The sequence below is a fragment of the Pseudomonas sp. MC6 genome (assembly GCF_054790575.1).
In genome coordinates this window covers 6196713-6214782 of sequence record NZ_CP186504.1, presented here as the reverse complement: position 1 = coordinate 6214782, position 18070 = coordinate 6196713, and the positions used below count along the sequence as shown (strand labels likewise).

Annotated in this window: 16 protein-coding genes; all 16 read right to left on the bottom strand. The window is 60.7% G+C overall.

From position 1 onward, the window contains the following. Positions 1–177: 177 nt before the first annotated feature. Positions 178–1089: a UDP-3-O-acyl-N-acetylglucosamine deacetylase gene (gene lpxC, locus ACOYXE_RS28005; protein ID WP_007916984.1), complete on the bottom strand. Its 912-nt coding sequence runs from the start codon at positions 1087–1089 to the stop codon at positions 178–180. Positions 1090–1201: 112 nt separating this feature from the next. Further along, on the bottom strand, positions 1202–2398 hold the full coding sequence (gene ftsZ, locus ACOYXE_RS28000; RefSeq protein ID WP_016986475.1) for a cell division protein FtsZ: 1197 nt from the start codon (positions 2396–2398) through the stop codon (positions 1202–1204). Between the two features lie 104 nt (positions 2399–2502). Further along, positions 2503–3762, bottom strand: a complete 1260-nt coding sequence (gene ftsA, locus ACOYXE_RS27995; RefSeq protein ID WP_007916987.1) for a cell division protein FtsA — start codon at positions 3760–3762, stop codon at positions 2503–2505. Between the two features lie 15 nt (positions 3763–3777). After that, complete coding sequence (locus ACOYXE_RS27990) at positions 3778–4644, bottom strand: cell division protein FtsQ/DivIB (protein ID WP_160059345.1); 867 nt, start codon at positions 4642–4644, stop codon at positions 3778–3780. Between the two features lie 4 nt (positions 4645–4648). Beyond that, positions 4649–5608 carry a D-alanine--D-alanine ligase gene (locus ACOYXE_RS27985; protein ID WP_160059346.1) on the bottom strand — a complete coding sequence of 320 codons (960 nt, stop codon included), beginning with the start codon at positions 5606–5608 and terminating at the stop codon, positions 4649–4651. Beyond that, on the bottom strand, positions 5605–7065 hold the full coding sequence (murC, locus tag ACOYXE_RS27980) for a UDP-N-acetylmuramate--L-alanine ligase (protein ID WP_077574475.1): 1461 nt from the start codon (positions 7063–7065) through the stop codon (positions 5605–5607). Before murC ends, ACOYXE_RS27985 begins: the two co-directional genes overlap by 4 nt. Then, a complete protein-coding gene (gene murG, locus ACOYXE_RS27975; RefSeq protein WP_064392864.1) occupies positions 7058–8128 on the bottom strand; it encodes an undecaprenyldiphospho-muramoylpentapeptide beta-N-acetylglucosaminyltransferase in 1071 nt (356 codons plus the stop codon). Before murG ends, murC begins: the two co-directional genes overlap by 8 nt. Then, positions 8118–9335 carry a putative lipid II flippase FtsW gene (ftsW, locus tag ACOYXE_RS27970; RefSeq protein ID WP_016987575.1) on the bottom strand — a complete coding sequence of 406 codons (1218 nt, stop codon included), beginning with the start codon at positions 9333–9335 and terminating at the stop codon, positions 8118–8120. Before ftsW ends, murG begins: the two co-directional genes overlap by 11 nt. Continuing rightward, positions 9332–10678 (bottom strand): UDP-N-acetylmuramoyl-L-alanine--D-glutamate ligase, encoded by a 1347-nt coding sequence (murD, locus tag ACOYXE_RS27965; RefSeq protein WP_160059348.1) that lies wholly within the window; start codon positions 10676–10678, stop codon positions 9332–9334. The genes ftsW and murD overlap by 4 nt, the downstream gene beginning before the upstream one ends. A gap of 5 nt (positions 10679–10683) precedes the next feature. Continuing rightward, complete coding sequence (gene mraY / locus ACOYXE_RS27960; protein WP_008082775.1) at positions 10684–11766, bottom strand: phospho-N-acetylmuramoyl-pentapeptide-transferase; 1083 nt, start codon at positions 11764–11766, stop codon at positions 10684–10686. Further along, positions 11766–13133 (bottom strand): UDP-N-acetylmuramoyl-tripeptide--D-alanyl-D-alanine ligase, encoded by a 1368-nt coding sequence (locus ACOYXE_RS27955; protein WP_460927055.1) that lies wholly within the window; start codon positions 13131–13133, stop codon positions 11766–11768. Before ACOYXE_RS27955 ends, mraY begins: the two co-directional genes overlap by 1 nt. After that, positions 13126–14589, bottom strand: coding sequence for a UDP-N-acetylmuramoyl-L-alanyl-D-glutamate--2,6-diaminopimelate ligase (locus ACOYXE_RS27950; RefSeq protein WP_460927053.1), 1464 nt, complete (start codon positions 14587–14589; stop codon positions 13126–13128). The genes ACOYXE_RS27955 and ACOYXE_RS27950 overlap by 8 nt, the downstream gene beginning before the upstream one ends. Continuing rightward, entirely contained in the window at positions 14589–16328 is a 1740-nt protein-coding gene (locus ACOYXE_RS27945; protein WP_174244529.1) for a peptidoglycan D,D-transpeptidase FtsI family protein, read from the bottom strand. Before ACOYXE_RS27945 ends, ACOYXE_RS27950 begins: the two co-directional genes overlap by 1 nt. Continuing rightward, positions 16328–16621: a cell division protein FtsL gene (ftsL, locus tag ACOYXE_RS27940; protein WP_007917008.1), complete on the bottom strand. Its 294-nt coding sequence runs from the start codon at positions 16619–16621 to the stop codon at positions 16328–16330. The genes ACOYXE_RS27945 and ftsL overlap by 1 nt, the downstream gene beginning before the upstream one ends. Then, complete coding sequence (gene rsmH, locus ACOYXE_RS27935; protein ID WP_007917010.1) at positions 16618–17565, bottom strand: 16S rRNA (cytosine(1402)-N(4))-methyltransferase RsmH; 948 nt, start codon at positions 17563–17565, stop codon at positions 16618–16620. Before rsmH ends, ftsL begins: the two co-directional genes overlap by 4 nt. Then, positions 17562–18017: a division/cell wall cluster transcriptional repressor MraZ gene (mraZ, locus tag ACOYXE_RS27930; RefSeq protein WP_090286131.1), complete on the bottom strand. Its 456-nt coding sequence runs from the start codon at positions 18015–18017 to the stop codon at positions 17562–17564. Before mraZ ends, rsmH begins: the two co-directional genes overlap by 4 nt. Positions 18018–18070: the final 53 nt, after the last annotated feature.

The window sequence follows — 18070 nt, the reverse complement described above, 5'->3', positions numbered from 1 at the left end:
CGTTCTGAGGCGATCGCACCGACGCCTTCGCGAGCAGGCTCGCTCCCACATTTGAAATGCATTCCCCTGTGGGAGCGAGCCTGCTCGCGAAGAGGCCAGATCAGGCACTAGAGCAATTGCAGGCATAAAAAAAGGCCATCCAAGGATGGCCTTCAAAAAACTAGAGAGGTTTTTTACTTACACCGCCGCAACCGGGCGCATGTAAGAGATTGGTGCGGTGCTGGCGTCTTCGAACGTCACCACTTCCCAAGCATCTGTCTGCTCAATCAACTTGCGCAGCAGCTGGTTGTTCAGTGCGTGGCCGGACTTGAAGCCCTTGAACTCACCAATCAGGCTGTTACCCAGCAGGTACAGGTCGCCAATGGCATCGAGGATCTTGTGCTTCACGAATTCGTCTTCATAGCGAAGGCCGTCTTCGTTCAACACGCCATCGGCATCGACCACGATTGCGTTTTCAACGCTGCCGCCGAGTGCGAGGTTGTGCTTGCGCAGGTACTCGATATCACTCATGAAACCAAAGGTACGGGCGCGGCTGACTTCTTTTACGAACGAAGTGCTGGAAAAATCCACGCTTGCACTTTGGGTGCGGTCCCGGAATACCGGGTGATCGAAATCGATCTCGAAGCTCACCTTGAACCCTTCGAAAGGGACGAAAGTGGCGCGCTTGTCGCCGTCTTCCACTGTCACTTCACGCAGGATGCGGATGAATTTCTTGGCGGCGTCCTGTTCTTCCAGGCCTGCCGATTGAATCAGGAATACGAAGGGTCCAGCGCTGCCATCCATGATCGGGACTTCGGACGCGGAGAGCTCGACGTAGGCGTTATCGATGCCCAGGCCAGCCATGGCCGAGAGCAAGTGCTCTACCGTGTCCACTTTGACGTCGCCATTAATCAGCGTCGTCGACATAGTGGTTTCACCGACGTTTTCCGCGCGGGCAGGAATCTGCACCACAGGGTCGAGGTCAGCGCGACAAAACACAATGCCAGTGTCGACAGGCGCAGGCTTGAGGGTCAGATAGACCTTCTCACCGGAGTGCAGGCCTACACCTGTGGCACGGATAATATTTTTCAGTGTGCGTTGTTTAATCATGGCTTGGGCCGCTTCAGCGCAAATTGCGAACTGGTATCAACAAAGGCTGGCGATGATAGCAGACCATGCCTTTGCTGAACACCAATCACCTTCATAGCCCTGATACATTCCATCAATCGGCCTGACGACGCAGGAAAGCCGGGATGTCCAGGTAGTCCAGATCATCTTGCGGATTCATCTTCGCGGCAGCCGCAGCACCAGCCTGAGCCTGGTTGCGCATGACGGTCGGACGGTCCAGGTCACGGTAATTCACCGCTGGCGCTTCCTGACGGGCCGGAGCCGGTTGTTGCACCTGGGCGGAAGCCATGGAAGTGTGAACGGTGTTGTCGATGACCTTTACAGGCTTCTCGATTTTCGCGCCCAGACCGGTGGCAACCACGGTGACGTGCAGCTCGTCGCGCATGTCCGGATCGATAACGGTACCGACCTTGACCATCGCGTGCTCGGAAGCGAAGGCTTCGATGATGCTACCCACGTCGGAGTACTCACCCAGAGACAGGTCAGGACCGGCGGTGATGTTCACCAGGATGCCGCGTGCGCCTTGCAGGTTCACGTCTTCCAGCAGCGGGTTGCGGATGGCCGCTTCAGTGGCTTCACGTGCACGGTTCGGACCACTGGCGCAGCCAGTGCCCATCATCGCCATGCCCATTTCGCTCATCACGGTACGTACGTCGGCGAAGTCGACGTTGATCATGCCCGGACGCTTGATGATGTCGGAGATACCGCGAACGGCACCGGCCAGTACATCGTCTGCCTTGGCGAAAGCCGACAGCAGGCTGGCGTCTTTACCGAGGATGGTCAGCAGCTTCTCGTTGGGAATAGTGATCAACGAGTCGACGCTTTCCGAGAGCATACGGATGCCTTCATCGGCGATCTGCATACGCTTGCGGCCTTCGAACGGGAACGGACGCGTTACGACAGCAACGGTCAGAATGCCCATTTCCTTGGCCACTTCGGCGATGATCGGCGCAGCACCGGTACCGGTACCGCCGCCCATGCCAGTGGTGATGAACACCATGTTGGTGCCCTGCAGGACTTCGGCAATGCGCTCACGGTCTTCGAGAGCGGCCTGACGACCTACTTCAGGGTTGGCGCCGGCGCCCAGACCTTTGGTCACGCCGGTGCCCAGTTGCAGAATGGTACGCGCGCCGATGTTTTTCAGCGCCTGAGCATCAGTGTTGGCGCAGATGAATTCAACGCCTTCGATGTTGCTCTTGACCATATGATTGACAGCGTTGCCGCCGCCACCGCCAACACCGATAACTTTGATTACCGGGCTTGCGGGGATGTTGTCTACGAGTTCGAACATTTTCCCTCTCCTTACATTCTCTAGTTTTTTCGCCTACTGCATTTTTGTCGCGGTGCATCTACTGCTACTGCTTGCCGCCCGAAGCTTGACGCTTCCAGCTGCTTTTAAAAGTTGCCTTGGACCCACTTCTTCAATCGGTCCAGCAACGGCGCCTGTGGCTCTTCGTTGCTGTAGCTGTCGCGGCTGCCGATGCCGGAGAACGAAACTCCGTCGGACTGCTTTTGCAGGCCGTACATCAACAAGCCAACGCCAGTGGAGTAAATCGGGTTGCGCACCACGTCATCCAGGCCCTTCACGCCATGCGGCACGCCCAGGCGTACCGGCATATGGAAGATTTCCTCGGCCAGTTCAGTGGCGCCTTCCATCTTCGAAGTACCGCCGGTCAGGACGATGCCGGCCGGGATCAGGTCTTCGTAGCCGCTGCGACGCAGCTCGGCCTGAATCAGCGTGAACAGTTCGTCGTAACGCGGCTCGACCACTTCGGCCAGGGCCTGACGCGACAGTTCGCGCGGTGGACGGTCGCCGACGCTTGGCACCTTGATGGTTTCACCGGCACCGGCCAGTTTCGCCAGGGCGCAGGCGTAGCGGATCTTGATTTCTTCGGCGTACTGGGTCGGGGTGCGCAACGCCATGGCGATGTCGTTGGTCACCTGATCACCGGCAATCGGGATCACTGCGGTGTGACGGATCGCGCCTTCGGTGAAGATCGCGATGTCGGTGGTGCCGCCACCGATGTCGACCAGGCACACGCCCAGTTCTTTCTCGTCGTCGGTCAGTACCGAGTAGGCCGAGGCCAGTTGCTCGAGAATGATGTCGTCGATTTCCAGGCCACAGCGACGCACGCACTTTTCAATGTTCTGTGCGGCGTTGACGGCACAGGTGACCACGTGAACCTTGGCTTCCAGACGCACGCCGGACATGCCCAGCGGCTCACGAACGCCTTCCTGGTTATCGATCACATAATCCTGCGGCAAGGTGTGCAGCACGCGCTGGTCAGCCGGAATCGCCACGGCTTGAGCGGCGTCGAGGACGCGCTCAAGGTCGGCCGAGCTGACTTCGCGATCACGGATCGCGACGATGCCGTGGGAGTTCAGGCTGCGGATGTGATTGCCCGCCACGCCGACGAACGCCGAGTGAATGCGGCAGCCCGCCATCAGTTGGGCTTCTTCGATCGCGCGCTGGATCGATTGCACGGTGGACTCGATGTTGACCACCACGCCCTTCTTCAGGCCACGGGACGGATGGGTACCGATCCCGACGATTTCCAGCGAGCCGTCGTCGGAGACCTCGCCGACCAGCGCCACCACCTTGGAGGTGCCGATATCGAGACCGACGATCATTTTGCCGCTTTGCACGTTTGCCATGGGTCCTGCCTCTTCTTAATTCTTTGCGACAGCGGGTTGGGCTGTCGTCGGCGCTACTGGTTCCCGCCAGCCAACAGCGAGGCCGTTGGCGTAGCGCAGATCGATGCGCGCAATGTTCGTAATCTGGTCTTTAAGTGTCTTGTCATAGATGGCGATGAAGCGGCGCATCTTTTCCACCAGGTTGCCGCGTCCCAGCAACAACTCGATGCCGGGGCCGGAACTGCCGGCACCGGTGGTCAGGAACCAACTCCCGCGTTCACGCAATTCCAGGCGCGCAATCGAGAAGCCCAACGGCCGCAGCATCTGGCTCAACACCTGATACTGCTGCATGACTTGCTGCTGGGCCCGTTGTGGGCCGAACAGCTGTGGCAGGTGTTCGTAGTTCGCCAATTCCTTTGGCGTAAACGCCTGGCCTTGGTTGTTCAATAACGACTCGTCGCCCCAACGTGCCACTGGCAGTTGCTCTTCGAGGCGGATCACCACTTGGTCCGGCCACACGCGACGGACTTCGGCGTGGGCGATCCACGGCATCTGCTCAAGCTCGGTACGCATACCGGCCAAATCGATGGTGAAGAAGCTCGACGCCACAAACGGGGCGATTCGCTGCTGCACCGCTTGCTGGCTGATGTAGCTGAGGTCGCCCTGCACGGCGATCTTGGTGATCGGCCGGTCGGCGTACGGCAGCAAACGCGTTGCGCCTTCGTAAGTACCAAAGCCCAGCACCACCAACAGCACCGGCCAGAACAGACTTTTCAGAAAGCTGAAATTGGCTTTCGGCAGGCGCGCGGACATCGGCTCTTTCGCCACCATTCGGCTGGCACCCCGTGGCACCGGCTTGCGGCCGGGTGCGGGAGGCTGATGTCGGAGCTGAGCGCCTTGCATCGTCTTAACCTCGAGCGTCTTCAACACTGGCGGCCAGAATGGCCAGAACCAGTTGCTGGAAATCCAGACCGGCCGCACGGGCCGCCATTGGCACCAGACTGTGATCGGTCATGCCCGGAGCGGTGTTCACTTCCAGAAACCAGAACTGCCCGTCGGCGTCCTGCATCACGTCCGCCCTGCCCCAACCGGCAATACCCAGCGCCTCACAGGCCTTCGCCGTGAGATCCATGAGTTGCTGTTCCTTGGCGGCATCCAGCCCGCACGGAATGCGGTACTGGGTATCGTTGGCGATGTACTTGGCGTCGTAGTCGTAGAACGTGTGCGGTGTACCCAGGGCGATAGGAGGCAACACCTGGTCACGCAGGGTGGCGATGGTGAACTCCGGACCTTGAATCCATTGCTCAACCAAGACTTGCGAATCGTAGGTACTGGCCGCTTTCCATGCGTCGATCAACTCGGACGCAGAACTCACTTTGGCCATCCCGATACTTGAACCTTCATGCGCCGGTTTGACGATCAAAGGGAAGCCCAGTTCCGTCGCCGCCGAAATACAATCGGCTTCGCTGCACAGCACGGCGTGACGCGGCGTCGGAATCCCGAGGCTGTGCCAGACCTGCTTGGTGCGCAGTTTGTCCATCGCCAGTGCGGAGGCCAGAATGCCACTGCCGGTGTACGGAATGCCCGCCACTTCGAGCAGGCCCTGCATGGAGCCGTCTTCACCGCCACGGCCGTGAAGAATGATGAACGCGCGGTCGATCTTTTCGCTGAGCAGACGTTGCAGAATGTCGTCGCCAACGTCGATGCCGAATGCGTCCACGCCAGCACTTTGCAGCGCTTCAAGTACGGCGTTACCGGATTTCAGCGAAACCTCACGCTCGGCACTCAGCCCGCCAAAGAGCACGGCGACACGACCGAAGTCTTTCGGCGCGATGGTGGAGAACAGGTTGGCGTAGGCAGCAGTCATTTCAACTTCCCCTCGACCGACGCCGCCACGGCGCCAGCGAACAATTCACTTTTCAACAGCTTCGGCGCGAGACCGCCGATATCACCGGCGCCCTGGCACAGCAGGATGTCGCCGGCACGCAGCAGCGGCTTGACCAGCGGCGCCAGATCGACGCCGCGCTCGATGTAGATCGGGTCGAGCTGGCCGCGCTGGCGGATGCTGTTGCACAGCTTGCGGCTATCGGCGCCCGGGATCGGCTCTTCGCCGGCCGGATAGACTTCCATCAGCAGCAGCACGTTGGCGTCGGCCAATACATTGACGAAGTCGTCGTACAGGTCGCGGGTGCGGCTGTAACGGTGCGGCTGATACACCATCACCAGACGGCGCTCCGGCCAGCCACCGCGCACGGCTTTGATCACCGCCGCGACTTCGGTCGGGTGGTGACCATAGTCATCGACCAGCATCACGTTGCCGCCGTCCACCGGCAGTTCGCCGTAGACCTGGAAGCGTCGACCGACACCCTGAAAGCCCGACAGGCCCTGGACGATGGCTTCATCGCTGACGCCTTCGTCGGTGGCAATACAGATGGTCGCCAGCGAGTTGAGTACGTTGTGGTTGCCGGGCATGTTCACCGACACGTCCAGCGGCTCGCGATCAGGGCGCAGCACGGTGAAGAAGGTCTGCATGCCTTGCTGGCGGATATTGATCGCGCGCACGTCAGCGTCTTCGCTGAAGCCGTAGGTCACGGTCGGACGTTTCACCAGCGGCAGGATTTCGCGCACCACCGGATCGTCCAGGCACATCACCGCCAAACCGTAGAACGGCAGGTTGTGCAGGAACTCGACGAAGGTTTTCTTCAGTTTGTTGAAGTCACCGTCGTAGGTCGCCATGTGGTCGGCGTCGATATTGGTGACCACGGCCACCAGCGGTTGCAGATGCAGGAAGCTCGCATCGCTTTCATCGGCTTCGGCGATCAGGTAACGACTGGTGCCGAGCTGGGCATTGGTGCCCGCAGCATTCAGACGGCCACCAATCACGAACGTCGGGTCCAGACCACCGGCGGCGAACACCGAAGCGATCAGGCTGGTGGTGGTGGTTTTGCCGTGCGTACCGGCGACGGCGATGCCGTGGCGATAGCGCATCAGCTCAGCGAGCATTTCTGCGCGCGGCACCACCGGGATACGACGCTCAAGCGCAGTCGCCACTTCCGGGTTGGAGGTGTTCACAGCGCTCGACACCACCAGCACATCGGCGGTCGCAGCGTTCTCGGCACGGTGGCCGATGAAAATATGCGCGCCGAACGATTCCAGACGCTCGGTCACCGGCGAGGCTTTCAGGTCGGAACCGGACACTTCATAGCCCAGGTTCAACAACACTTCGGCAATACCGCACATGCCCACGCCGCCGATGCCGACGAAGTGGATGCGACGGATGCGGCGCATTTCCGGTTGCGGCATGGCTTTCTGATTCTCAACCATGGGCCACCTCCAGACAGGTATCGACCACGCTACGGGTGGCATCGGGTTTCGCCAGACGGCGGGCCGCTTGGGCCATATCTTCGAGTCGTTGCGGTTGCATCAAGACCTCTGTCAGGCGCGCGGCAAGGTCCGCGGCACCAGTCGTTCTTTGCGGCATCAGGAAGGCTGCGCCTTCACGGGCCAAATAATCGGCGTTGCGGGTCTGGTGATCGTCGATCGCGTGGGGCAAAGGCACCAGCATCGAGGGCAGACCGGCGGCAGCCAGCTCACTGATGGTCAACGCGCCTGCGCGGCACACCACCAGGTCAGCCCAGCCATAGGCCTGGGCCATGTCTTTGATGAACGGCTGCACCTGCGCATCGACGCCGGCGGCGCGGTAGCGCTCTGCAGTCACTTCATCGTGGTTTTTGCCGGCCTGATGAAACACTTCCGGGCGCAAATCGGCAGCGACTTGGGCCAGGGCTTCAGGCAGCAACTTGTTCAACGGTTCTGCACCAAGGCTTCCGCCGAGGATCAGCAAACGCGCTTTGCGACCGGCCAGAGCAGGTCGCGATGTGTCGAGGAACAGCTCGCTGCGCACCGGGTTTCCGGTGGTACGGCGGGTGTCCGACAGAGTAAAGGTGTCGGGGAACGCTTCACACACCCGGGCGGCGAACGGCACCAGCAACCGATTGGCGGTGCCGGCCACAGCGTTCTGCTCATGAACGATCACCGGCACGCCGGCCAGTTTCGCGGCAAGACCACCAGGACCAGTCACATAGCCACCGAAGCCGACCACACACACTGGCTTCAAGCGACGAATGATCGCACGCGCCTGCCATACCGATTTCAGCAGCATGAACGGCGCCTTGAGCAGCGACAGCTTGCCCTTGCCACGCAGGCCCGTAGCGTTGATGCGGTGCAGTTCAAGACCTGCGGCCGGCACCAGTTCGTTTTCAATTCCGCGTGGCGTGCCGAGCCAGTGCACGGTGTAGCCGCGCGCCTGAAACTCGCGGGCACAAGCCAGCGCCGGGAACACGTGGCCGCCGGTTCCGCCGGCCATGATCAATACGTTAGCGCCCATGATTCGGCTCCTCGGCGAAGTCGCTCTCATGGAATTCCATCTCTTCACTGCCCAAGTGGGTTCGACTCTCCCACTCGATCCTCAATAACAAGCCAAGACATGCACAGCAGATCACCAACGAACTGCCGCCGTAACTGAGGAACGGCAAGGTAAGACCTTTGGTGGGCAGCAGGCCGACGTTCACACCGATGTTGATCAGGAACTGACCAATCCACAGGAACGACAAACCGTAAGCCACATAAGCGGCGAAGAACTGCTTGGCTTTCTCCGCCCACAAGCCGATGTACATGCCGCGAATACACACGAACACGAACAACGCGACGGTGCACAGCGAACCCACCGCGCCGAGTTCTTCAGCCAATACCGAGAACACGAAGTCGGTGTGCGCTTCCGGCAGGTAGAACTGCTTCTGCACGCTGTTGCCCAGGCCCACACCCAGCCATTCGCCACGACCGAAAGCGATCAAGGCTTGCGACAACTGATAACCGGCGCCGAACTGGTCAGCCCAGGGGTCAGCGAAGTTGGTCAGACGCGCCATACGGTAAGGCTGCATTTGAATCAGCAAGACCACGGCCCCGACCGCCAACACCACCATCAGCGAGAAGCGGAACAACCCGACCCCGCCGAGGAATAGCATGGCCGCCGCAGCGCCCATCATCACCACAGTGGCACCGAAGTCCGGCTCCATCAGCAACAGGCCGGCCATCGGCAGCAGCACGATGAATGGTTTGAAGAAGCCCATCCAGCTCTCGCGCACTTCCTTCTGACGCCGCACCAGATAACCGGCGAGGTAGATCACCACGAACACTTTGGCGATCTCGGACGGCTGCACGTTGAAGAAGCTGAAACCGATCCAGCGCATCGAACCGTTCACTTCGCGACCGATGCCGGGGATGATCACCATCACCAACAAGCCGAACGCACCGATCAGCATCAACCAGCCGAGACGTTGCCAGGTGGCGATCGGAATCATCATGGTGACGATGCACGCGCCCAGTCCGAGTACCACATAAATAAGGTGGCGAATCATGTAATACAGCGGGCTGCCCGACTGCGCCGCCGCCACTTCGGTGGACGCCGAGGCAATCATGATCAGGCCAAGACCGAGCAGTGCCAGGCAACCGGCGAGCATCGGGAAATCGAGGTCGATGCCGCGCCCGGTGATGATCGGCGACGGGTACGGCTTGATGATATTGAACAGACTCATGCCAGTTCCTCCACAGCGCGGACGAACTGGTGACCACGGTCTTCATAATTCTTGAACATGTCGAAACTGGCGCAGGCCGGCGACAGCAGCACGACGTCACCCGGTTGGGCGGCAGAGCGGCATTGCGCAACGGCGTCAACCAGTGAGGTCGCGCGAATCAATGGCACGGCATCACCGATGGCATCGCCGATCTTGTCGGAGTCACGGCCCATCAGGATCACGGCGCGACAGTTGGCCGCCACCGGATCACGCAGATCGTTGAATTCGGCACCCTTGCCATCGCCACCGGCAATCAGGATGACCTTGCCGTCGATGTCCGCACCCAGGCCTTCGATGGCGGCCAGAGCGGCACCAACGTTGGTGGCTTTGGAATCGTTGTAATACGCCACACCGTCGAGATCACGTACCCACTGGCAGCGATGTTCGAGACCGGCGAAAGTGCGCAGGGCCGAGAGCATGGCGTCGAACGGCAGGCCCACGGCATGCCCAAGCGCCAATGCCGCGAGGGCGTTGGACTGGTTGTGTGCGCCACGAATCTTCAGTTCACGCACGGGCATCAGGTTCTGGAATTCGAAGGCCAGGTATTTCTCGCCGTCTTCTTCGCGGATACCGAAGGCTTTGAAATCCGGTTTGGTCAGACCGAAGGTCCAGCACGGCTGGCCCTCGCCCATCAACGGACGGGTCAGCGCATCCTGACGGTTGACCACGAACTGCTTCGCGCCACGGAAAATCCGATGCTTGGCCAGGTGGTACGCCGGCAGACCGCTGTAGCGATCCATGTGGTCTTCGCTGATGTTCAGCACGGTGGCCACTTCAGCGTTGAGCTGGTCGGTGGTTTCCAGTTGGAAACTCGACAGTTCCATCACGTACAGCTCGACGTCGTCGCTGAGTAGATCCAGCGCCGGGGTGCCGAGGTTACCGCCGACGGCGACGCGTTTGCCGGCCGCAGCCGCCATCTCGCCAACCAGGGTGGTGACGGTGCTCTTCGCGTTGGAACCGCTGATGGCCACGATCGGCGCCCGCGCGTTACGCGCGAACAGCTCGATGTCGCCGGACAGTTTCACGCCACGGGCCGCGGCGGCTTGCAGGGCCGGGGTCGCCAGCGCCAGGCCGGGGCTCACGTAGAGCTCGTCGGCACGGCAGAGGAATTCGACGTCCAGCTCGCCACAACGCACTTCCACGTGCGGATAGTCACGCTTGAGCGTGGCCAGTTCCGGTGGATTTTCCCGCGTGTCCGCCACGGCAAACGACGTGCCCCGGTTCGCCAGGAAGCGAACCAGGGACATGCCGCTCTTGCCGAGGCCGACAACGATGCGGAAGTGGTCAGAAGCGATCAGAGACACTCGTTCTACCTCAGCTTCAGGGTGGCAAGGCCGACCAACACGAGAATCACGGTGATGATCCAGAAACGGACGATCACGCGCGGCTCGGGCCAGCCCTTGAGTTCAAAGTGGTGGTGTATCGGTGCCATGCGGAACACACGGCGACCGGTCAGCTTAAAGGACGCAACCTGAATGACGACTGACAGGGTTTCCATCACGAACACGCCGCCCATGATGAACAGGACGATTTCCTGACGGACGATCACCGCGATGGTGCCCAGTGCCGCGCCGAGTGCCAGTGCACCGACGTCACCCATGAACACTTGCGCCGGATAGGTGTTGAACCAGAGGAAGCCGAGGCCGGCACCGATCAGCGCGCCGCAGAACACGATCAGTTCGCCCGCGCCCGGCACGTAAGGGATCAACAGGTATTCAGCGAATTTCACGTTACCCGACAGGTAGCAGAAGATGCCGAGGCCACCGCCGACCATCACGGTCGGCATGATTGCCAGGCCATCAAGGCCGTCAGTCAGGTTGACCGCGTTGCTCGAGCCGACGATCACAAAGTAAGTCAGCACGATGAAGCCCAAGCCCAGCGGAATGCTGTAGTCCTTGAGCATCGGCAGAATCAGCGTGGTTTCCACCGGCGTGGAAGCGGTCATATAAAGGAAGATCGCCGCGCCGAGGCCGAACACCGACTGCCAGAAATACTTCCAGCGGCTCGGCAAGCCACGGGAGTTCTTCTCGATGACTTTGCGGTAATCGTCGACCCAGCCGATGGCGCCGAACAGCAAGGTCACCAGCAAAACAGTCCAGACGTAGCGGTTGCTCAGGTCAGCCCAAAGCAAGGTGCTGACGCCGATCGACGACAGAATCAGTGCGCCGCCCATGGTCGGTGTACCCGACTTGGACAGGTGCGATTGCGGACCGTCGTTACGAACGGACTGGCCGATCTGACGGTTCTGCAAAGTGCGGATCATCCACGGGCCATAGCACAGCGACAAAACCAGCGCGGTCAGCACACCGAGAATCCCGCGCAGGGTCAGGTACTGAAAGACCGCGAAGCCTTTGTAGAACTGTTGCAGATACTCCGCTAGCAGCAGCAGCATTAATGTTTCTCCAGACTGGACCCGCACAGAGCCGCAACGATGTTTTCCATCGCTGCACTGCGCGAACCCTTGATCAAAATGGTGGTGTTTGTGTCCTGCTCGGCGTCGAGGGCCTGAATCAGTTCGGCTTGCGTGCCGAAGTGATACGCCTGTTCACCGAAAGCGTTTACGGCGTGAACCATGTTTGGCCCAACGGCATAAAGCGCGGAAACCTTGCCCCGGGCGTACTCGCCCACGTCGCGGTGCCCCTGCTCCGCCCAATCGCCCAACTCGCCGATATCTCCGAGCACCAGGACGGTGCGGCCGGAAAAGCCGGCGAGTATATCAACGGCCGCGCACATCGAGGTGGGGTTTGCGTTGTAAGTGTCATCGATCACGCGCATACCGTTCTTCGCCAGTTGCGCGACGGTGCGACCCTTGACCGGTTGCACGGCGCCAAGCCCGGTGGCGATGCCGAACAGCGACACACCCAGGGCGTGAGCGGCAGCGGCGGCGGCCATGGAATTGGCGACGTTGTGGGTGCCGAGCAGGTTCAGTTGAACGCGCTCGACACCTTCAGGTGTGTGCAGATTGAAGGCCGGGCAACCGCGTGCATCGGTGCTCAGGTCGCTGGCGTAGAAGTCAGCCTGAACGTTGTTCAGGGCGAAAGTCAGCACCTTGCGAGCGCCCGCACGGGTCTTCCAGATACCGAAGGCTTTGTCATCGAGGTTGAGCACGGCGACACCATCAGCCGCCAGCCCGTCGATGATTTCGCCTTTGGCTTCGACGATTTTTTCCGGGCCGCCAAACTCACCGACGTGCGCGGTGCCGGCATTGTTGAGGATCGCCACGTGAGGCTTGGTCAGGCCAACGGTGTAAGCGATTTCGCCGAGACGCGAGGCGCCCAGTTCGATCACCGCCGAGGTGTGCTCCGGGGCCAGTTCGAGCAGGGTCAGCGGCGCGCCGAGGTCGTTGTTCAGATTGCCACGGGTCGCCAGTACCGGACCGCGGGTGCGCAGGATGCTCGCGAGCATCTCCTTGACCGTGGTCTTGCCGCTGGAACCGGTGATCGCGGCGACTGGTTGAGTGAAGGCAGCACGGTTCAGCGCACCCAATTGGCCGAGGGCCTGACGGGTGTCTTTGACCAGCAGTTGCGGCAAGGTGCTGTCGGCGACTTCGCGCTCGACCAGCGCAGCCACGGCGCCTTTTGCAGCGACGTCATTCAAATAGTCATGACCGTCGAAACGCGGACCGGTCAATGCAATAAACAGTTGGCCGGGCTGAATCGCGCGGCTGTCGATGCTGACGCCGTCGAAGCTGGCATCGGCGGCGATCAAACGTGCGTCGAGCGCGTTGGTCAGTTCGCTGAGTTTGAGGGCCTTAAGCATGGGCCACCTCCCACGCGGTCAGGGCGTGATCAGCCTCGACCAGATCGGAGAAGGTATGGCGCTCGCCGTTGATTTCCTGGTAGTCCTCATGACCTTTACCGGCCAGGACAATCACGTCATCAGCCGAGGCGCCGGCAATCAGTTGTGCAATCGCCTGACCACGGCCGGCGACGAAGGTGACTTTATCCACAGCCGTGAAACCGGCGCGGATGTCGTCGAAAATCACTGCAGGGTCTTCAGTACGCGGGTTGTCGTCGGTAACCAGCACTTGATCAGCCAGACGCTCGACCACTTCGGCCATCAACGGACGTTTGCCGCGATCACGATCACCGCCGCAGCCAAACAGGCACAGCAGTTGACCTTTGACGTGCGGGCGCAATGCGCTCAGGACTTTTTCCAGCGCATCCGGGGTGTGGGCGTAATCGACCACCACCAAAGGCTGATTGCCACCGCCAAGACGCTGCATGCGCCCGGCCGGGCCTTCGAGTTTCGGCAGTACTTTGAGAATTTCGTCGAGCGCGTAATCCAGACCGAGCAAGGCACCGACGGCTGCCAGTACGTTGCTCAGGTTGAAGCGGCCGAGCAGCGTGCTGCGCAGATGATGCTCGCCCTGCGGCGTCACCAATGTGGCGCGCACACCGTGGTCGTCGAACTGCGCTTCACGGCAGAACAGGTAAGCGCTGCTGTCGAGCAGGCTGTAGGTGATCAAGCGCGATTCGCGTTTTTCAGCGGCCAGTTGCCGGCCAAAATCGTCGTCGAGGTTGACCACACGGCACTTCAGATCATTCCAGGCGAACAGCTTGGCCTTGGCCTCTGCGTACGCCTGCATGGTGCCGTGATAGTCAAGGTGGTCGCGGGACAGGTTGGTCATCACTGCGACGTCGAACGCCAGCGCAGTGACGCGGCCCTGATCCAGACCGTGGGACGATACTTCCATGGCCACGGCTTTGGCGCCGGCCTTTTTCAGGTCGCCCAAGGTCGCTTGCACAGCGATCGGATTCGGCGTGGTGTGCAGACCGCTTTGCAGTGCGCCATAGAAGCCGGAACCCAAGGTGCCGACGATGCCGCAATGCTGACCGAGCAGGTCCAGCGCCTGCGCAACCAATTGGGTCACGCTGGTCTTGCCGTTGGTGCCGGTCACACCGATCAGGTTCAGATGATGGCTTGGCTCACCGTAAAAACGCCCGGCGATGTCCGACAGCTGCGCTGCCAGGCCTTTGACCGGAATCAGCGGCACGTCAGTGATCGGCAGCACGGTGGCGCCTTCCACTTCATAAGCAACCGCAGCTGCGCCACGTTGCAGGGCATCGGCAATGTGTGCACGGCCATCGAATTTGCCGCCAGGCACGGCGAGGAACAAATCGCCCGCGCGCACGTTGCGGCTGTCCAGCGCCAATTCACGGATCAACAGATCGTGGCCGGCGTGGGGGAATATCTTGTTCAGACTTAATGACATCAGCCGCGCCCTCCATTGGCTTTCAGCGGAATGACCGGGGTAGCGTTGGCTTGTTGCGTCGTCGGCAAGTTGTCCGGCGTCACGTTCATCAGACGCAGGGTGCCGGACATCACACGGCTGAACACCGGCGCGGAAACCAGACCACCGAAGTAACCGGCCTTGCTTGGTTCATCGATCACCACAACGATCGCGTAACGCGGATCGCTCATCGGGCCGAAACCGGCGAACAACGAGCGGTAAGAATTTTCCGCGTAGCCCTTGGTGCCCACCGAAGTCTTGCGCGCAGTACCCGACTTGCCCGCCACGTGATACGCCGGCACCTGCGCACGGAACACGCCGCGTGGCGCTTCGATCACCTGGGTAAGCATGCCTTGCAAGGTTTTCGCGACGGCTTCCGGCAGCACTTGCGTGGTCTGCGGTGGCTTGTCGGTTTTGATCAGGGTCAGCGGCGCGAGACGACCGTTGTTGGCCAGCGCCGAGAACGCGTGGACGAGTTGAATCGCGGTTACGGAAATACCGTAGCCGTAAGAAAGCGTTGCGGTTTCAGCCTTGCGCCAATCGCGGTAGTTCGGCAGGTTGCCGACACGTTCGCCCGGGAAGCCAAGGCCGGTGTCCTGGCCAAGACCGACTTTCTGCGCGAGGCGGAAAATGGTTTCGCCGCCGATATCGAACGCGACCTTACTCATGCCAACGTTACTGGAATTGATCAGGATGCCGGTCAGGTCGAGCACCGGCCCTTCACTCTTGGAAACGTCCTTGATCGTGTACTTGCCGATCTGCAGGGAGCCCGGATACACCTCGACGGTGTCGCTCGGTTTCCAGCGGCCGGTTTCGATTGCAGCGGCCATCGAGATGGCTTTCATGGTCGAACCCGGCTCGAACACGTCGATCATCGCGCGGTTACGCATCATCGCCGGTTGCAGGTTGCGACGGTTGTTCGGGTTGTAGGTCGGCTGGTTGACCATGGCCAGAATCTCGCCGGTCTTGACATCCATGATCACCAGACTGCCGGCCTTGGCGCCGTTCTCGATGATCGCGTTACGCAGTTCGCGGTTGGCCAGATATTGCAGACGCAGGTCAATGGACAACGCCAAGGGCTTGCCGGCCTTGGCGTTTTTGGTGACCTGGACATCCTTGATCAGCCGTCCGCGCCGATCCTTGATGACCTGTCGTTTGCCCGGCACCCCGGCGAGCCATTCGTCATAAGCCAGTTCGACACCTTCGCGACCGTGGTCGTCGATGTCGGTAAACCCGACCATGTGTGCGGTGACTTCACCGGCCGGATAGAACCGGCGGAATTCTTCGATGCCATAAACGCCCGGCACTTTCAGATCGAGCACAGACTGGCCCTGCTCGGGGGTCAGCCCGCGCACCAGATAAATGAATTCTTTGTTGGCCTGGGCTTCGAGGCGTTCGGTCAGGGCTTTCGGGTCCTGCCCCAGCGCGGCAGCGAGTGCCGGCCACTTCTCTTTCGCCGTTTGCATTTCCTTGGCGTTGGCCCACAGCGTGGTCACCGGGGTACTCACGGCCAACGGTTCGCCGTTACGGTCGGTGATCAGACCACGGTGAGCCGGAATCGGAATGTGACGCAGGCTGCGCGCATCGCCCTGACCTTTGAGGAAGTCACGGTCAACCACTTGCAGGTCGATGATGCGCCAGCAGATCGCCGCGACCATCACGCCGAGCAGCGCCACCATCAGGCGGAAGCGCCATGGGAACAGTGCGCCTTCGAGTTTCATCATGGCGCCACCATCTTCACGTCAGCCGCGCCGGGAATGTGCATTTTCAGTTGTTCGGTGGCCAGCACTTCGATGCGGCTGTGTGCGGTCCAGGTGCTCTGCTCAAGAATCAGACGGCCCCACTCGGCCTGCGCCTTGTCGCGCACGCTGAGTTCGTTATAAAGGGTATTGAGCAACTGTCGGTTCCAGTGCGCGCTGTACGACACGGCGATGGCCGAGACGAGCACGCCGATGAACAGCAGCAGCATCAGAAAGCTGCCGCCGGGCAGTGGCTTGGCGAAAAGCTTGCTCACCGCAGCTTCTCCGCGACGCGCATGACGGCGCTACGGGAACGTGGGTTGGCTTTGAGTTCGGCGTCGGAGGCCGTCTGCGCTTTGCCATGGACTTTGATTTTCGGTTCGAACGCGACGTGGCGAACGGGCAGGTTGCGCGGCAGGTTGTCGGCTTCGCCTTTCACTAGCTTGCGCATGAACAGTTTGACGATACGGTCTTCCAGCGAGTGGAAGCTGATCACCACCAGACGGCCGCCAACTTCCAGAGCATCCAGTGCGGCTTCGAGGCCGGCTTCGAGATCACCCAGTTCGTTGTTGACGTGAATGCGCAAACCCTGGAATGCACGGGTGGCCGGGTTCTTGCCCTTTTCCCATGCCGGGTTGGCGACTTTCAACACTTCAGCCAGATCGGCGGTGCGCTCGAACGGCTTGATATCGCGACGCTCGGCCACGGCACGCGCCATGCGCCCAGAGAAACGCTCTTCGCCGTATTCCTTGAACACCCGGGCGATTTCTTCAGCCGGCGCAGTGTTGACGAACTCGGCAGCGCTGATGCCGCGGGACGGATCCATGCGCATGTCCAGCGGGCCGTCGTTAAGGAAACTGAAGCCGCGCTCAGCGTCATCGAGCTGCGGCGAAGACACGCCGAGGTCGAGCAGAATACCGCTGACCTTGCCGCTCAGACCTTGTTCAGCGACGACGGAACCGAGCTCGGCAAAGCTGCGCTGCACAACGACAAAGCGGCCGTCTTCGGCCGCTAGCGTTTGCCCGGTGGCAATCGCTTGTGGATCTTTGTCGAATCCGATGAGCCGACCGTCCGTGCCAAGCTGGCTGAGGATCAACCGGCTGTGTCCGCCGCGCCCGAACGTGCCGTCCAGATAGCAGCCATCAGGACGTACGGCGAGAGCCTCGACGGCTTCGTCAAGCAGTACGGTGATGTGGTTAAAGCCGCTATCAATAGTCACAGGATCAAATCACGCAGTTCATCAGGCATCGCGCCCGGTTGTTGAATGGCAGCAAGGTCAGCGGCAGATACCGCATTCCATGCATCCTCGTCCCACAATTGGAACTTGTTCAGTTGGCCTACCAGCATCGCGCGCTTATCGAGCCTGGCGTATTCGCGCAAACGCGGTGGAACCAGAAAACGGCCACTGCCATCGAGCTCGAGGTCGACGGCGTTGCCGATCAATAAACGCTGCAAGCGGCGGTTCTCTTCGCGAAGCGAAGGGAGTGCGCGCAACTTGGTTTCAATAATTTCCCACTCGTCGAGCGGATAGACACACAGACACGGATCAACGGCATCAATGGTCACGATCAATTGGCCGGAACTGCGCGAATCGAGCTCGTCACGGTACCGGCTCGGCATAGCGAGACGGCCCTTTGCGTCGAGACTGATAGCGTTAGCTCCGCGAAACACGTCTGCGTTTCTCCAATTTTTATCGTTTTGAGCTCAAAAAACCCACTTCATGC